This is a genomic window from Streptomyces sp. NPDC016309 (assembly GCF_043077235.1).
Classification (GTDB): domain Bacteria; phylum Actinomycetota; class Actinomycetes; order Streptomycetales; family Streptomycetaceae; genus Streptomyces.
Genome location: NZ_JBIBSG010000005.1, coordinates 376,868 through 389,853, shown reverse-complemented (window position 1 = coordinate 389,853; position 12,986 = coordinate 376,868). Strand labels below are relative to the sequence as shown.

15 protein-coding genes and 1 tRNA gene are annotated in these 12,986 nt (G+C 72.1%); 2 read left to right on the top strand and 14 right to left on the bottom strand.

Annotated elements, in window-relative coordinates; genetic code table 11:
* Window positions 1–239: 239 nt before the first annotated feature.
* From ACF068_RS15385 to ACF068_RS15375, 3 genes are all read right to left on the bottom strand, one after another.
* On the bottom strand, window positions 240–743 hold the full coding sequence (locus ACF068_RS15385) for a single-stranded DNA-binding protein (protein WP_392274726.1): 504 nt from the start codon (window positions 741–743) through the stop codon (window positions 240–242).
* A gap of 156 nt (window positions 744–899) precedes the next feature.
* Window positions 900–2,708, bottom strand: a complete 1,809-nt coding sequence (locus ACF068_RS15380; RefSeq protein ID WP_392274725.1) for a GTPase — start codon at window positions 2,706–2,708, stop codon at window positions 900–902.
* Window positions 2,705–4,309, bottom strand: a complete 1,605-nt coding sequence (locus ACF068_RS15375; protein ID WP_392274724.1) for a dynamin family protein — start codon at window positions 4,307–4,309, stop codon at window positions 2,705–2,707. Before ACF068_RS15375 ends, ACF068_RS15380 begins: the two co-directional genes overlap by 4 nt.
* Before the next feature lie 314 nt (window positions 4,310–4,623).
* Here ACF068_RS15375 and ACF068_RS15370 point away from each other — a divergent pair.
* Window positions 4,624–4,696: transfer RNA gene (locus ACF068_RS15370), tRNA-Arg, on the top strand.
* Window positions 4,697–4,862: 166 nt separating this feature from the next.
* Here the strand turns inward: ACF068_RS15370 and ACF068_RS15365 are convergent.
* From ACF068_RS15365 to ACF068_RS15315, 11 genes are all read right to left on the bottom strand, one after another.
* The gene (locus tag ACF068_RS15365) at window positions 4,863–6,257 is read right to left on the bottom strand and encodes a tyrosine-type recombinase/integrase (protein ID WP_392274723.1); all 1,395 of its coding nucleotides are present in this window, start codon (window positions 6,255–6,257) and stop codon (window positions 4,863–4,865) included.
* A complete protein-coding gene (locus ACF068_RS15360; RefSeq protein ID WP_392274722.1) occupies window positions 6,257–6,454 on the bottom strand; it encodes a helix-turn-helix transcriptional regulator in 198 nt (65 codons plus the stop codon). The genes ACF068_RS15365 and ACF068_RS15360 overlap by 1 nt, the downstream gene beginning before the upstream one ends.
* Window positions 6,451–7,857: a replication initiator protein RepSA gene (gene repSA, locus ACF068_RS15355; protein WP_392274721.1), complete on the bottom strand. Its 1,407-nt coding sequence runs from the start codon at window positions 7,855–7,857 to the stop codon at window positions 6,451–6,453. Before repSA ends, ACF068_RS15360 begins: the two co-directional genes overlap by 4 nt.
* A gap of 88 nt (window positions 7,858–7,945) precedes the next feature.
* Window positions 7,946–8,263, bottom strand: coding sequence for a SpdD-like protein (locus ACF068_RS15350; RefSeq protein ID WP_392274720.1), 318 nt, complete (start codon window positions 8,261–8,263; stop codon window positions 7,946–7,948).
* 19 nt (window positions 8,264–8,282) lie between these two features.
* Entirely contained in the window at window positions 8,283–8,438 is a 156-nt protein-coding gene (locus tag ACF068_RS15345) for a hypothetical protein (RefSeq protein WP_392274719.1), read from the bottom strand.
* Between the two features lie 12 nt (window positions 8,439–8,450).
* On the bottom strand, window positions 8,451–8,642 hold the full coding sequence (locus ACF068_RS15340; protein WP_392274718.1) for a mobile element transfer protein: 192 nt from the start codon (window positions 8,640–8,642) through the stop codon (window positions 8,451–8,453).
* Window positions 8,643–8,661: 19 nt separating this feature from the next.
* A complete protein-coding gene (locus tag ACF068_RS15335; RefSeq protein WP_392274873.1) occupies window positions 8,662–9,309 on the bottom strand; it encodes a DUF2637 domain-containing protein in 648 nt (215 codons plus the stop codon).
* The gene (locus ACF068_RS15330) at window positions 9,309–9,473 is read right to left on the bottom strand and encodes a hypothetical protein (protein ID WP_190219733.1); all 165 of its coding nucleotides are present in this window, start codon (window positions 9,471–9,473) and stop codon (window positions 9,309–9,311) included. Before ACF068_RS15330 ends, ACF068_RS15335 begins: the two co-directional genes overlap by 1 nt.
* 83 nt (window positions 9,474–9,556) lie before the next feature.
* The gene (locus ACF068_RS15325) at window positions 9,557–10,912 is read right to left on the bottom strand and encodes an FtsK/SpoIIIE domain-containing protein (RefSeq protein WP_392274717.1); all 1,356 of its coding nucleotides are present in this window, start codon (window positions 10,910–10,912) and stop codon (window positions 9,557–9,559) included.
* A 2-nt stretch (window positions 10,913–10,914) separates the two neighbouring features.
* The gene (locus ACF068_RS15320) at window positions 10,915–11,265 is read right to left on the bottom strand and encodes a hypothetical protein (RefSeq protein ID WP_392274716.1); all 351 of its coding nucleotides are present in this window, start codon (window positions 11,263–11,265) and stop codon (window positions 10,915–10,917) included.
* 139 nt (window positions 11,266–11,404) lie between these two features.
* Window positions 11,405–12,184: a GntR family transcriptional regulator gene (locus ACF068_RS15315; RefSeq protein WP_392274715.1), complete on the bottom strand. Its 780-nt coding sequence runs from the start codon at window positions 12,182–12,184 to the stop codon at window positions 11,405–11,407.
* 18 nt (window positions 12,185–12,202) lie between these two features.
* Between ACF068_RS15315 and ACF068_RS15310 the strand changes: the two genes are divergently transcribed.
* Window positions 12,203–12,664 (top strand): NUDIX hydrolase, encoded by a 462-nt coding sequence (locus ACF068_RS15310; RefSeq protein ID WP_392274714.1) that lies wholly within the window; start codon window positions 12,203–12,205, stop codon window positions 12,662–12,664.
* The last annotated feature ends 322 nt before the right edge of the window (window positions 12,665–12,986 follow it).

Below are 12,986 nucleotides of genomic sequence, written 5' to 3'. Positions count from 1 at the left end.
ACTTCCCCTCCGGGCGAGACCTTTGCGCGCGTGGCGCGTGGGGGGAGTGCCTCGCCAGCCGACTCAAGTGCCCCGTGAGTACCCGGGAATCCTAGAGAGGCGACCCAGCACAGTCCCCTGTCATACCGTCAGACAACCATTCCGAATCGGAATCGTTATCGCGAACACCGAACCACGGGGTCCGTGCTCGCCGAATCTCCACATCACGCACCGCTCGGTGGTCCGGCCCTGACGCACCGTCACGACACCAGTTCCACCGGCCGGTCCACCGCGCCACCCCCTCCCCCGCCCCCGGCCGCGTCCGACACGACGCCCGCGACCGTGTCCGGCACCCCGTCCCCGACCGCCGGCCGGCCGGCGGCACGGTCCGCGGGCCGGGGCTCCCCGCGCGCCGCCCGGCGGAACGCGGACGTGCCGCGCGCCAGGTCGTGCCCCGCCGCCCACGCGTCGACGTCCACGAACGTCCGGCGCTGGCCGTCCCGGTCCTCCTCCCGCACCCGCAGCCGCCCCTGGATCACCAGCGGGTCGCCCACCGACACCGACGCGGCCAGATTGGCACCCAGCGCCCGCCACGCGCTCACCGTGTAGAAACTCGTGGGCCCGTCCACCCAGACCGCCTTCTCCCGGTCCCAGCGCCGCCCGGTCGCGGCGAACCGGAACTTCGCCACGCCTCCGGTCACCGTCTCCCGGTAGTCGACGCTCGTCGCCACATTGCCCACCAGCGTCACCATCGTGTCGTTCATGACACCCACCCTTCGCGGTCGTCCTGCTGACTGCGCCCATGCTGGCCCGCCCGCCGCGAACCCGCCCGGCCCTGTGGACGAACCCCCGCACGTGCACAACCGCACCACCCGCACGGGGGACGCCCAACCGGCCGCCCCGCCGTCACCACGAGCGCCTCACGCCCTCCGCGGACCCACGTGACCCGCCCGCCCCGCCCCGGTCCGCGCGCCCACCGCCACCCCCGCGCCCGGCCCGCCGCCCTCGCCGCCACCGCGCGACACATGGGCGTACCGTTCCCGCACCTCCCGGTACCGCAGCAGCTCCGCGGCGACCGGGTCGAGGACCATCGCCCGCCCGCACCCGGCGGCCGCCTCCCGCAGCCGGCGCTCGGTGTCCTGCCCGTACCGCCGGGCGGGCCCCCGGGCCGCCGCCGCGCAGGCCCACTCGACCAGGGGCCCGCCGAGGATGCCGGCCAGCATGATCAGGGCCGGCGGGACCAGCCCGGGTTCCAGCACCCCGATGATCTGGCCCACCAGCCACAGGGCGCCGTAGAACTGGAGCAGCGTCATCGCCGCCTGGGCCAGCACCGCGGCCGGCCACCACGCGGGCCGGGGCGGCCGCCCGCCCGCCGGGGGCGCCGACACCGGCACCACCAGCTCGTCCAGCGCCTCCGGCAGCCCCCGCGCACCGCGCACCGCCGCCTCGCGCACCGCCTGCGCCCACGGCACCGGCAGCCCGCGCGCGGCCTCCTCCGCCACGATCCGCACCGCCTGCTCGACGCGCTGGCGCGCCGTCAGCTCGTCCTCCGCCGCGGTCGCCTCCGCCTCGGCACCCTCCTCCGGCGCGGCGGCACCCCTGGCGCGCAGCCGCTCGTACCAGCGCCACAGCCGCAGCCACGGCGTGCCGCAGGCCCGTCCCGCGTTGCGCCGCCACTCGCGCTCGGCCGCCTCCCCGGCCGCCCGGGCGCCGACGGCGACCGCCAGCCGGGCGCCGAAGTCCTCCCGGGACCGCTCGCCGAGCCCGGGGTGCCCGTCCGCCAGGTACACCGGGCGCAGCCGGGCCGCGGCCGCGTCCACGTCCGCCGACAGCCGGCGTTCGGCGGCGCCGCGGCACTGGACGAACGCGCCGAGCAGTTCGCGCAGTTCGCCCACGCCCTCGCCGGTGAGCGCGGACACCGCGAGGACCGTGGCCCCCGGCTCCCCGTGCTCGCCGAGGGCCATGCCGTCCTCGTCGAGCAGCCGCCGCAGGTCGTCCAGCACCTGGTGGGCGGCGTCGCCGGGCAGCCGGTCGATCTGGTTGAGGACGACGAAGGTCACCTCGGCGTGCCCGGCGAGCGGGCGCAGGTACCGCTCGTGCAGGGCGGCGTCCGCGTACTTCTCCGGGTCGACCACCCAGATCACCGCGTCCACCAGGGCCAGCACCCGGTCCACCTGGGCGCGGTGCGCGGTGACCGCCGAGTCGTGGTCGGGCAGGTCGACCAGGACCAGGCCCTGCAACGCCTCGTCGCCGACCCCGCCCGCCAGCGGCCGGCGGCGCAGCCGGCCGGGGATGGCGAGCCGGTCCAGGAGCCCGGCCGCCCCCTCGGACCAGGTGCAGGCGATGGGGTTGGCGGTGGTGGGCCGGCGGAGTCCGGTCTCCGAGACCGGTACGCCGGCCAGGGCGTTGATCAGGGCGGACTTGCCGCTCCCGGTGGGCCCGGCGATCGCGACGACGGTGTGCCGGGAGGACAGCCGCTGGCGGGCGGCGGCCTCGTCGAGCACCCGTCCGGCCTCGGCGAGGGTGTCGCCGTCCAGCCGGGTCCTGGACAGGCCCACCAGTTCCCGCAGGGCGTCCAGCCGGGTCCGGAGGGTCCCGTCGTAGGCCTCGCCGATCGGGACGTGCGGCTCGTCGGCCGGCGGTCCTTCCTCCCCGGGGGCCAGTTCCTGTACACGGCGGGCGATCAGCCCGTCGTCCCAGCGTTCGTCAACGGCGCTCACCGCCGTCACCTCTCCTTCTGCAGTCGCGACAGTGCGGCGATGAGTTCGGCCTGGGGCTCGGGGGTGACGTCGAGGGCGCGGAGGGGCGCGAGCCGCCGGGTCCGTTCCTCGTGCAGGACGCGGTCGAGGTACGTGGTGACCAGTTCGCCGCCCCGGTCGCGCAGCCGCAGCGCCCCCTGGGCACCGAGCAGTTCGGCGAGCCGTTCGCCCGCGCCCCGGGCCCGGCGGCCGCCGAGGAGGGCGGCGCCGAGGAGGGCGGCGGCCGTCTCGGGGTCGGGGGCGGAGGCCCGGTCCATGCGCCGGACCTCGTCCTCCGCGAGCTCCTCCAGCACGCGCCGCCAGCGCCGTACGGCCATCCCGATCCGTTCGCCGGTCTCCCGGTCGGGCCCGGGGGGCGCGCCGGTCCCGTCGTCCAGGGCCCGGGCGGCCGGTTCCCGCCGCCAGGACTCCCGTACGTGCTCGTCGGCGGCGGCGACGGCGCACTGGAGCAGGGCGGTGAGGGACTCGGCCAGGGAGTCGAGCAGTTCGGTGGCCGAGCAGTCGCGGGGGTAGCCGCGCCAGCGGGTGCGGGCGTCGCCGGCGAGGACGGCTCCGCGGCGCAGTTCGCGGCGGACCCGTTCGCCCTCCTGCTCGTAGGCGGACTGGACGGCGCCGGTGAGGCGGACGGCGGCGGCGTACTGGGCGGCGACGGCGCCGGCCAGCTCCGGCATCCGGGCGTTCAGCGAGTCGATCACCCCGCCGGCGGTGCGGCCCACGGTCTGCTGCCGGGCGGCGGGGTCCTGGGCGCGGTGGGCGAGCCAGGCGCGCAGCGGCGCGACGGCGGTGTCGGGCAGCAGCCCGCTGCCGCCGCCGGCCGATTCGGGCAGCTCGGGGATGGTGAAGCGGGGGACCTCGCCCAGCCCGGCGCGGACCAGGAGCGCCTCGTACTGCCGTGACACCTCGTTGATGACCTGGTGGGGCACCCGGTCGAGGACGGTGACGAGGGTGGCGTCGTACTCCTTGGCGGTGCGCAGCAGGTGCCAGGGGACGGCGTCGGCGTAGCGGGAGGCGGTGGTCACCATCACCCATACGTCGGCGGCGCAGATGAGTTCGGCGGCCAGCTCGCGGCTCCGGACGACCAGGGAGTCGATGTCGGGCGCGTCGAGGAGGGCGAGCCCGCGCGGCACGGTCTCGGCGGTCTCGACCCGCAGGGCCCGGTCCCCGGCGCCGTCGGGGTCGGTGTCGTCGTCCGGGTCCTCGGGGGCCGCCCGGACCCGGGTGAGCTGCGGGAGCACCCGCATGCCGGAGAACCAGTGGTGGTCGTCGGGGTGGCAGACGAGGACGGGCGTACGGGTGGTGGGCCGGAGCACCCCGGCCTCGCTGACCCGGCGCCCCACGAGGGAGTTGACGAGCGTCGACTTGCCGGCCCCGGTGGATCCGCCGATGACGGCGAGCAGCGGGGCCTCGGGTTCCTTGAGGCGGGGTACCAGGTAGTCGTCGAGCTGGGCGAGCAGCTCCGCCCGGGTCTGCCGCGCCCGTGGCGCCCCCGGGAGGGGGAGTGGAAGACGCACGGCGGCGACACGGTCGCGCAGGGCGGAGAGTGCGTCGATGAGCTGAGGCCGTACGTCCATGGTCACCACATGCGAAGAATGCCCAATTTCGTGACCGTTTTGAAGCGTATGGCGCCCCCTGCGCGCCGATCGGACACAAGGGACAGAGGGGATGAGTGGGACGCAGGCATAACGAGTACACAACACCCGGGCTCCCAGGCGCCAAAAGCGCTGCGGGAATCGCACCTGCCTGCGATTATCGGTTCGCTTCACCGAACCTCCACATCGTGCCACGCAGGCGAAGCGACCGGGTCAAGGCGATCGGAGCCCTATCCTTGTCCCCGGCAAGGTCACGGACCACCCAGCAGGGGCTCCAGGCCACAAGGCCACCACCGGCCCCCGTAGCTCAGTGGATAGAGCAGGCGCCTTCTAAGCGCTTGGCCGCAGGTTCGAGTCCTGCCGGGGGCGCAAGCTTCCGCCCTCCCTTTGGGAGGGCATTTTTGCTGGTCGGAACGGGTGAAGCTCGACACACGTCAGCCCCGGGTCCCCTCTCGACGATCAAGAGCAGACTCCGGGGCTGTCCGGCTGTCGCCGGGTTTTCGCGGGTGGCCGTGTCGAATACGTGTCGAAGTTCTCAGCCGAGGCCAGGTGCCTCCGGCAGGTCGCCCGCAGCTTCCAGGCGCCGCTTAAGATCCGGAAGCTGCCCGTCGATGCATCGGGCGTACGTGGCCAGAAGTACGGCGACGCTGTTCCCGGCCCACTCCGCCACCTGGGCGGGCGGAATCCCGTCGTTCAGCCACTTCGTCAGGCGCGTGTTCCGGTTGTCGTAGACGCGCCGCCCGGTAGGCGACTCGACGACGTGCGGGGGAAGCACAGCCTTACGGGCGCTGCGCCACGCCCGACGGATGACGGAACCGGCGAGGATGCCGCCACCCTCCCCCTGGAAGAGCAGGTCACCCGGCTGGAGCTGTTCGTCCTCGATGTGCTGCCGCAGGATGCGCGTGAGAGCCGGATGCCCCGGCACAGTCCGCGTCTCCCCCTCAGCGCGGCCCTTCAGGTCGCGTCGCTCGTGGATCTCCCCCGTGTCCGTCCACTGCTTCCCTACCTCAGGGGTCGCCGTATGGATCAGCAGCTCGCACCACTGGTCGTCGGCGTCGGGGGCAGGCAGGGTCACGTCCTCCACCCGCATGGCCACGGCTTCCTCAGGGCGGGGGCCGCAGTAGTACAGGGTGGCGAACAAGGCATGGAGCCGCTTGCCACCGCGCGGCCGGCTCCGTATCCAGCCGAGGATCGCAGCGGCCTGCTCGGGGTTCAGCAACGAGCGCTTGTCGACGGCGTTCGAGGTCTTCACGGCAGCCGTCGACTCCTTCCCCTTGGGCAGCGGGTTGGCCCGCAGGATGCGCCGCCGGACCGCGTACTTCATCGCGACGTTGAGAATCCGCCGATTGCGCTTCCGCGACCAGGCCGCCGCCTGCTTGCCGTCGAGGCGGGTGTCGATGGCGCGCAGAACGTCGTCGACCCTCTCCGGGTCCTCCCAGACCGAGACGGGCAAGGAGTTCCGCTCGACCCACCGGAGGATGGCCACCACGTCCCGCGGCGCGTCCGGGCGCCGGTTGGTGTTGAACGCCCATTCCCGCAGAGCGGTGCGCACGGCCGCCGGTTCGAACTGGCTCGGCTTCGCCTTCAACAGGGCGATGGTGGTCGCGGTCAGGGTCTTGGCCATGTTCTTACGGCTGTTGCCACCGAGCTGGGCCCAGCGGGCATCCACGTACTCGACGGCGAACTTGTACCAGCTCATGGCCGCCGCCTTGGAGCGGTGGGACACCGGGAGGCCAGTGGCGACGACAAAGGCCTCGCCCTTTCCCGTCGCCCGGATGAGTTCGGAACGGAAGCCCTCGGCGAGCGCGACGGTGTCGAAGGGCTCACGCCACCGCTTCCCCGCGACGACCCACCGCACGGTGTACGTGGTCTTCCGTGCGCCCTTGTAGGTGAGGATCTTGTAGACCTTGACGTCGTACGTCGTCTCCATCAGGCGGCGTCCTCACGGTCGTCGAGCCAGTGTTCGAGGTCGCTCCGCCGGACCCGGAGATCACCGTTCGGGAGCTTGATGCAGCGCGGGGCCCGACGCTTGGCGCGCCAGTCGTAGAAGGTCGAGCGGGAGATGGCCAGTTCCTCGCAGACCTCCGCGAGGGTGAGCATGCTGCGGGGCCGGACGGCCGTGGTCATTCCTTGCTCCCTTCGCTCAGGAGGGCTTCACGGGCGGTCTCGCGGTTCGTCTGGAGGCCGCGGGCGATGGTCGCGGCGAGTGCGGCCTCGCCAGGTGTGTGGCCGTGGCCGGCGTACTGCCAGTCCGTCAGGACCAGGACCGTGTCCGGCTCGGTGTCGTCCAGACCGAGAGCTTCGCGCTCCTGGGCGGCCCGGTAGTCGGCGCGTTCCTGGCGGAGGGCGCCGAGGGTGGTGGAGTACGTACGCGACTTGGACGAGAAGTGCCCGCGGAAGCCGAGCATGTGGGCCCAGGCCCAGAGGCGCCGGTCCGGGTAGAGGCTGTCCAGGTGACGGCACGCGGTGATGAGCCGGCGCGTGTGGTCGGGGACCTGATGGCGGTCGAGTTCGGCGAGTTCACCGATGCGGCGGTCCAGCGTGCCGGTGTTCTCCGCAGCCTTGGTGGCGTACTTGGCCACGTACGAGGCGACGGCCTGTTCGGTGATGTCGGAGCCGTCCCCGAAAGCCTTGACCGGGCGGACGTCGAGTTGACGGCCCCAACGGAAGGTGCGAGCGGGTTGGTCCCCGGCGGCCGGGACCGAGACGGACGTGTACGAGTGCCCTGCTGCGGCACGTAGGGCATCCGCGAGGAGGCCGACCGTGGCCCAGGCGGGCGGAGGCGTCCCAGGCCCCTCCGGGCCGTCCAGGCGTACGACGGCATGGAAGTGCAGGGCCCCGCGCTTCTGGAACTCGGCGACCTTGCCGTACGAGACGCGAAGGTGCTCGGGGAGCTCCCGGCGGGGCAGGCCGGCGCGGGCGGCGAGTTCGCGGCGGAGCCGAGTGGTGAACCGCTGCCAGAGCTGTCCGGCGTGGTTGTTGAACAGCACGGCGCCCGCGTAGTCGTACGTCTCCGGGTCGAGGGCAGAGCCCAGCTCGGGGGCGTCGGGCGCATGCGAGGCGCCGCAGCGGCAGGCGCCGCGATCGGGACGGTTGTGGACCGGGCCGAACGACGGTGCCGTGAGCGTGGCGAAGACGCGCGGGTGATCGCGGACGGTGGCGGGGACGTCGCGGCGGTCGTCCCCGGCCAGACCGGCGCGGATGAGGTGATACGTGTCGCCCGCGTAGGTCCAGGCGCAGGCGGGGCAACGGGAGGCACGCCGGTTGCCGCAGGCGAGGCGGAGCCGTCCGCCAGGCTCATTCGCGGTGGAGTAGTGGTGCAGGGTCTCGCCGCTGGTCTTGTCCTTGTGAAGGACCCATCCCGTGAGGTGGATCGGGTCGGAGCAGCCACCGGTGCGGCGGATCTGGTCCTCCCACCGGGCGTAGTCGGAGGCCGAGGCGACCCGGAGCACGTCGCCGAGGGTGTTCGGGTCGAGCAAGGTGTCTGGCGTGGGCGCACTCGGTGTCGCGGATGAGGCGCGGTAGGCCATGCTGGGTGTTCCTTCCGGTTGCGAGATCGGACGGGGACGGCGCCCGGGCGGCGGATGCTTGGCGGTATCGAGGCCGCCCGGGGGCCGGTCAGCGTCGCTTGGCGTCCGCGTTGACGAGCGAGCGGATCACCAGGGCGCAGATGGCGACCGAGACGCCGGTGACGGCGACGGCCAGCAGCATCGAAACGAGGACGGCGCCGAGGACCAGGACGACGGCGGTGCCGCCGCCGACGAGGGCGAGGGCGGTGCCGGGGGTGAGCTGGACCGTGGGCCGGGACGGCGCTTCAGGCGTCGCGGAGGCCGGCGGGGTCGCGGCGTTCGGCGTGATGGTGGTCGGCTCGACGACGGCGAGCGGGGTGGTGACGCCCGTCGGCATCGGCATTGTGGGGATCTTCGGACGGAACATCGGGGTCTCCTTTCGCGGGCTACTTGACGACGGTGTTGATCGCGGGAGCCAGGACGCTGTCGGCGAGGAGGAAGCCGCCGAGGAGCAGTACGGCGATGAGCCAGGCGGGCGGGCGGATGAGCTTGACGCCGAGGTAGCCGACGACGAGCAGCGCGAGCCAGAGCGGGACCTGCATGGCGGTGGCCTCCTAGCGGACGCGGCAGCGGTGGGTGCGGGCGGCGAGCTGGGCGGCGGACTGGCTGCTGTAGTCGGCGGACCAGCCGCAGCCGTCCGAGATGCACACGGCGGCGTGCCTGGTCTGGCCCCGGCGGTCGCGGTGAGTGCCGATCTGCACCGGGCCGATGCGGATCACGGAGTGGAAGTGGTCGCGGGCGGGCATGGCCGGTTCTCCTTCCGGATCAGGTGAGCTGGGCGGCGATCGCGTCGGCCAGGTGGGGCGGGACGCCGAGGCGGGCCCGGAGGGTGTCGGTGTCGATCGGCGAGCCGGTGCGGATGCGGTACTCGTCGGCGACCTTGCGGGCGTGGTCGACGAGGACGGGGGGAACCGCGGGGGCCGGGGCCGGAAGGGCCGGTGTCTCGTCGTCCGCGGGGGCTGGCGGCTCCGGTTCGCGCTGCGGAGCCGGGTCGCGCTCGGACGCGGACTCGGGCTCGGGCGCCGGCGGTTCCGGCTGCGTCTGATGCTTGGCGGAGTGAGCGAGGAGGGTGCCGCCGAGGAAGGCGAGTGCGGGCCATCCGGCGATGCCCAGGCGGAGCAGAGCGGGCGGGTCGGCAAGGTCGAGGAACCCGGCGGTGGCGACGTTGGCGCCGAGCGAGGCGAACAGGGCGATGAGGAACCAGGACCAGGCGAGCCGGGACGGTCCCTCGCTACGGAGCCGTCGCCAGGCGGCGACCAGCAGCAGGTCGACGCTGACCGGGTAGGCCCAGGCCTTCCAGCCGTCCTGCCCCGCAGCTGCGGCGAGGTCATGGAGGTGGGCGAAGGACAGGGCTCCGGCGATGACGGCCTGAACCAGGACGGCGTCGACGCGCAGACCGGCGCGGGCAGCCATCATGAGCCCTCCGCGGCGGTGTCAGGCGGCTCGGGCAGCGAGGCGGCCAGTGAGGGGCTGACAGCTTCGACGAAGTCGAGATCTGCGCCGTTCATGTCGGCGTAGAGGGCGAGTTGACCGAGGAGGAGGACGGTGCGGGCGAAGTCCTCGCAGTCGGGGCACATGGCGTCGTTCTCCCTTCATCAGGCATGGCAGGGGTAGGGACTTGGCGCGGAGGTGGTCGCGCCGACCGGGGAGGTGCGGAAGGTCAGGCCGTGACGGCGGCTGTCTTGGACAGCGGCACGGGGGCTGAGGCAGAGCCGGTCAGCGCGGGGCGGAAGGGTGCCAGTTCGGGCAGTTCCGGGGTGCGATCGGCGTGCCGGTTGCAGATGTTGACGGCCTGGCGGAGCGTGGTGTGTGGGGCGCGGATGCGGTGCCAACCACCGGTCGAGTCACCGGCGACGGCGACGCCGCGCAGCTCGGCGGGAATCTGGATGGCAGCCAGGACGGCATCCGGGGAGATGTCCCCGAAGGCCATGTTCGCCGAGGTCTCGTCGTTGACGCGATGGGCGGTGCGGCCGGTGAGCTGGGCGCGGAGCATGGTGATGCCCTTGCCGAGTTCGGAGCCGAAGCGCTGGCCGCAGATTTCGAGGTAGATGCCGGCCGCGCGGCCGAGCTGGGCGAGGCGAGCCAAGGCGGTGATGATGCGGTCGCGCCGCTTCTCTTCTTCCTTGTTGGCGAAGAGGGCGAGTTCGGCGACCTCGTCGACCAGGACGACGATGGGGGTCGGGCGGACGTGGTCGGGCAGGTCCCAGATGTCGGCGGCGATCTCGGCGTCCGGGACGTCGGCGGTGATGCGCTGCTCGGCGCGGATGAGTTGATAGACGCCCTTCATGCGGTTCACGAGCGCGTCGAGGAGTTCGGCGGCCGTGTCGGGGTTGTCGGCGAGCGCGGAGAACCGGCGGGCCAGCGGAAACAGCTCCACACCCTCCTTGCAGTCGATGCCGACAAGGGCGACGTCCATCGGGGCGAGCCCGGCAACGAGGTTGCGCTGGTAGACGGACTTGCCGGACTCCGTGGCCCCGAGGGTGAGCGCGTGGGGTATCGCCCGGTAGTCGCGGTAGTGGACCGAGCCGTCTTCGCGCAGGGCAACCGGGACCCGCATCGGCCGGGTGTCGGTCCTGGAGGGCATCTGCACCCGCTTGAGTACGTCGTAGCCGGTCATCCTCAGCTCGACCACACCCGAGCGCAGCTCGCGGGAGGCGACGCCGTACATCGAGAAGGAGTGGCGGAGTCGGTCGGAGGCGGCGGTGAAGTCGAAGGCGTCCTGTCCGGGCCGGAGTTTAAGCCGTAGGACCAGCCCGGTGCGGGTGGGCCGTAAGCGCAGGATGCGCGGCGGTCGCGACTCGGGCATCGGCCGGTTGGTCATCCGGGCGAAAGCGAGGCGCCAGCGCGAGGGCGGGACGGTCAGTCCGCATGCGTCCATGACCGAGCCGTACCGGATCAGGACGCGCAGCGCGGCCAGGATGACCCCGAAGGTCAGCCAGTACCAGGCGGGGCGCCGCCACCGCAGGAGTCCCGCAGTGGCGACGACCAGCACAAGCGCGACCGTGAAGGCGGTCATGATCAGGCCGCCTTCGCGGCGGTGTCGACGAGCGAGGTCACGGCCACCGCGCGGAAGGCGATGCCGTGCCGCTTCTGGCCGTTGAACTCGTTCTCCCAGGGCCGGGCGATGAGGCCGGTGAGGGCAACGGGGGTGCCCATGCCCAGCTCGCCGGAGATGCCGGTCTCAGGGACGGTGATGGACAGGATCTCGACCTCGTCGTTGGCGGCGAACATCACGTCGACCGTCATGAGCTTGGCGCCGGTGTCGGCGTCCGTGGCGATCTCACCGGTGCGGCGGTCGCGGACCTTCGGCTGCGGGGTCTTGGCGACCATCACGGTGGCGGCGGTGGTGTCGACGGGGATCTGACGCATGGCAAAGCACTCCTCTACAGAGGTGGGACTCCATCACTCATGTATATGAGTGACATGAAGAAGAGTGCATGACTCCTATACATGAGTCAACCCGTCGCGAATCAGAAGTCGCGACGGGCTGCGGGGAGTTGAGGAGCCGTCAGTCTTCGGCAGGGATGCGGTACTCGAAAACGAACTGGTCAGCGGCCATGAGCGTGTCGCAGACCTCGACCACACGCCCGTCGGTCGTACGAGCCTCACGGATCAGATGGACCACCGGCGAACCAGGGCTGAGCGCGAGCTCCGACGCCTCCGCCTTCGAGGCCGGCCGCGCCTGCAACGTCTCGACGAACTCGGCGAACTCGTGCCCGTGGTCCTCCAGTCGGGCGTAGATGCCACCGCCACCAGGGTTCTCGGCGAACAGCTCCGGGATCTCCTTCACCACGTCCCACGGCAGGTAGGAGGTGGCGGTCTCGACCGGGGTGCCGTTGCGGAAGTAGAGGCGGCGCCGGGCGAGCACCTGGGCGCCGGTTTCAACACCCAGCCGTCGAGCAGCATCCTCCGGCGCCTCCATCGGCCCGATGTACAGGACGCTGACCTTGGCGGTAGCACCGGACTGCGCCGACTCGGCGAGGTAGGCAGCCTTGCCACCACGCCGGAGCGAGCGCCGGAAGCGATCAGAGGAGCGGTGCCGCACCGGCGGCCGGTCCTTCACGATCGAGCCCTTACCGTGCCGGGTCTCGACGAGCCCACTCGCCCGCACCTCGACCATGGCCTTACGGATCGTGCCCCCGGACACCCCGTACCGGTCGACCAGCTCAGACTCACTCGGCACCATGTCACCAGGCTTGAGGACACCCGCCCGGATCTGCTGCACGATCTCGTCGGCGATCTGTACATACCGAGGCCCCGACCTGCCCCCACCTGCTTCGGTTCCCATAGTCCTTCCCCGCCTCCTATGCTCCTGTATATGAGTACCCAGGAAGCAACTTTGCCGCCACTCCACTCCGTCTCCGTCGCCGGGGTCGTAGTGCGCGAGGACGGCCGCCTCCTGGCAATCCGCCGAGCCGACAACGGCACCTGGGAACTCCCCGGCGGCGTACTCGAACTCACCGAAACCCCCGAGGCCGGCGTAGCCCGCGAGGTCCTGGAGGAGACGGGCATCCACGTCGAGGTGGACCAACTCACCGGCGTCTACAAGAACACGACCCGCGGCATCGTGGCCCTGGTCTTCCGCTGTAAACCCTCTGGGGGCGTCGAGCGCACGTCGAGCGAGTCGACGGCTGTGGAGTGGCTGACGCCGGACGAGGTCAGCGAACGCATGGCCGAGGTGTTCGCGATCAGACTCTTGGACGCGTTGGACGGCAACGGCCCCCACGTACGAAGCCACGACGGCAAGCGCCTCATCCCAGCGGGATAAGACTTTCCCTACTTCATCAAGCGCCTCATCCCAGCGGGATAAGACTTTCCCTACTTCATCAAGGCGGCTCGCTCCGCTCCCCGCGCGCGGCCCGGCCCCCGGCCGGGCCTGCGCTCCTGTCTCCGCCCCGCTCCAGCCCGGCCGGCGCCCGGGCCGCGCACACAGCAATCAGTCGCCTGATGTCAGAGAAGAGGCACGTCGTGGCTGGGGCAGTCGGCTCCGCGGCTTTACGGAGCCACTTTGGCGCGAGCCTCTAAGATCATGGCCCCAACGTCGTGCTTTACCGGGCAGGTCCACTACCTGCCCGACGCGCCGAAAGCTT

Bases quoted from the DNA above. Each gene is read 5' to 3' on its own strand.
- ACF068_RS15315 (WP_392274715.1), bottom strand. From the start codon at position 12,184: ATGGGAACCGAAGCAGGTGGGGGCAGGTCGGGGCCTCGGTATGTACAG.
- ACF068_RS15360 (WP_392274722.1), bottom strand. From the start codon at position 6,454: ATGACCACGGCCGTCCGGCCCCGCAGCATGCTCACCCTCGCGGAGGTC.
- ACF068_RS15325 (WP_392274717.1), bottom strand. From the start codon at position 10,912: ATGACCGCCTTCACGGTCGCGCTTGTGCTGGTCGTCGCCACTGCGGGA.
- ACF068_RS15340 (WP_392274718.1), bottom strand. From the start codon at position 8,642: ATGCCCGCCCGCGACCACTTCCACTCCGTGATCCGCATCGGCCCGGTG.
- ACF068_RS15335 (WP_392274873.1), bottom strand. From the start codon at position 9,309: ATGGCTGCCCGCGCCGGTCTGCGCGTCGACGCCGTCCTGGTTCAGGCC.
- repSA (WP_392274721.1), bottom strand. From the start codon at position 7,857: ATGGCCTACCGCGCCTCATCCGCGACACCGAGTGCGCCCACGCCAGAC.
- ACF068_RS15345 (WP_392274719.1), bottom strand. From the start codon at position 8,438: ATGCAGGTCCCGCTCTGGCTCGCGCTGCTCGTCGTCGGCTACCTCGGC.
- ACF068_RS15310 (WP_392274714.1), top strand. From the start codon at position 12,203: ATGCTCCTGTATATGAGTACCCAGGAAGCAACTTTGCCGCCACTCCAC.
- ACF068_RS15330 (WP_190219733.1), bottom strand. From the start codon at position 9,473: ATGTGCCCCGACTGCGAGGACTTCGCCCGCACCGTCCTCCTCCTCGGT.
- ACF068_RS15320 (WP_392274716.1), bottom strand. From the start codon at position 11,265: ATGCGTCAGATCCCCGTCGACACCACCGCCGCCACCGTGATGGTCGCC.
- ACF068_RS15385 (WP_392274726.1), bottom strand. From the start codon at position 743: ATGAACGACACGATGGTGACGCTGGTGGGCAATGTGGCGACGAGCGTC.
- ACF068_RS15375 (WP_392274724.1), bottom strand. From the start codon at position 4,309: ATGGACGTACGGCCTCAGCTCATCGACGCACTCTCCGCCCTGCGCGAC.
- ACF068_RS15350 (WP_392274720.1), bottom strand. From the start codon at position 8,263: ATGTTCCGTCCGAAGATCCCCACAATGCCGATGCCGACGGGCGTCACC.
- ACF068_RS15365 (WP_392274723.1), bottom strand. From the start codon at position 6,257: ATGGAGACGACGTACGACGTCAAGGTCTACAAGATCCTCACCTACAAG.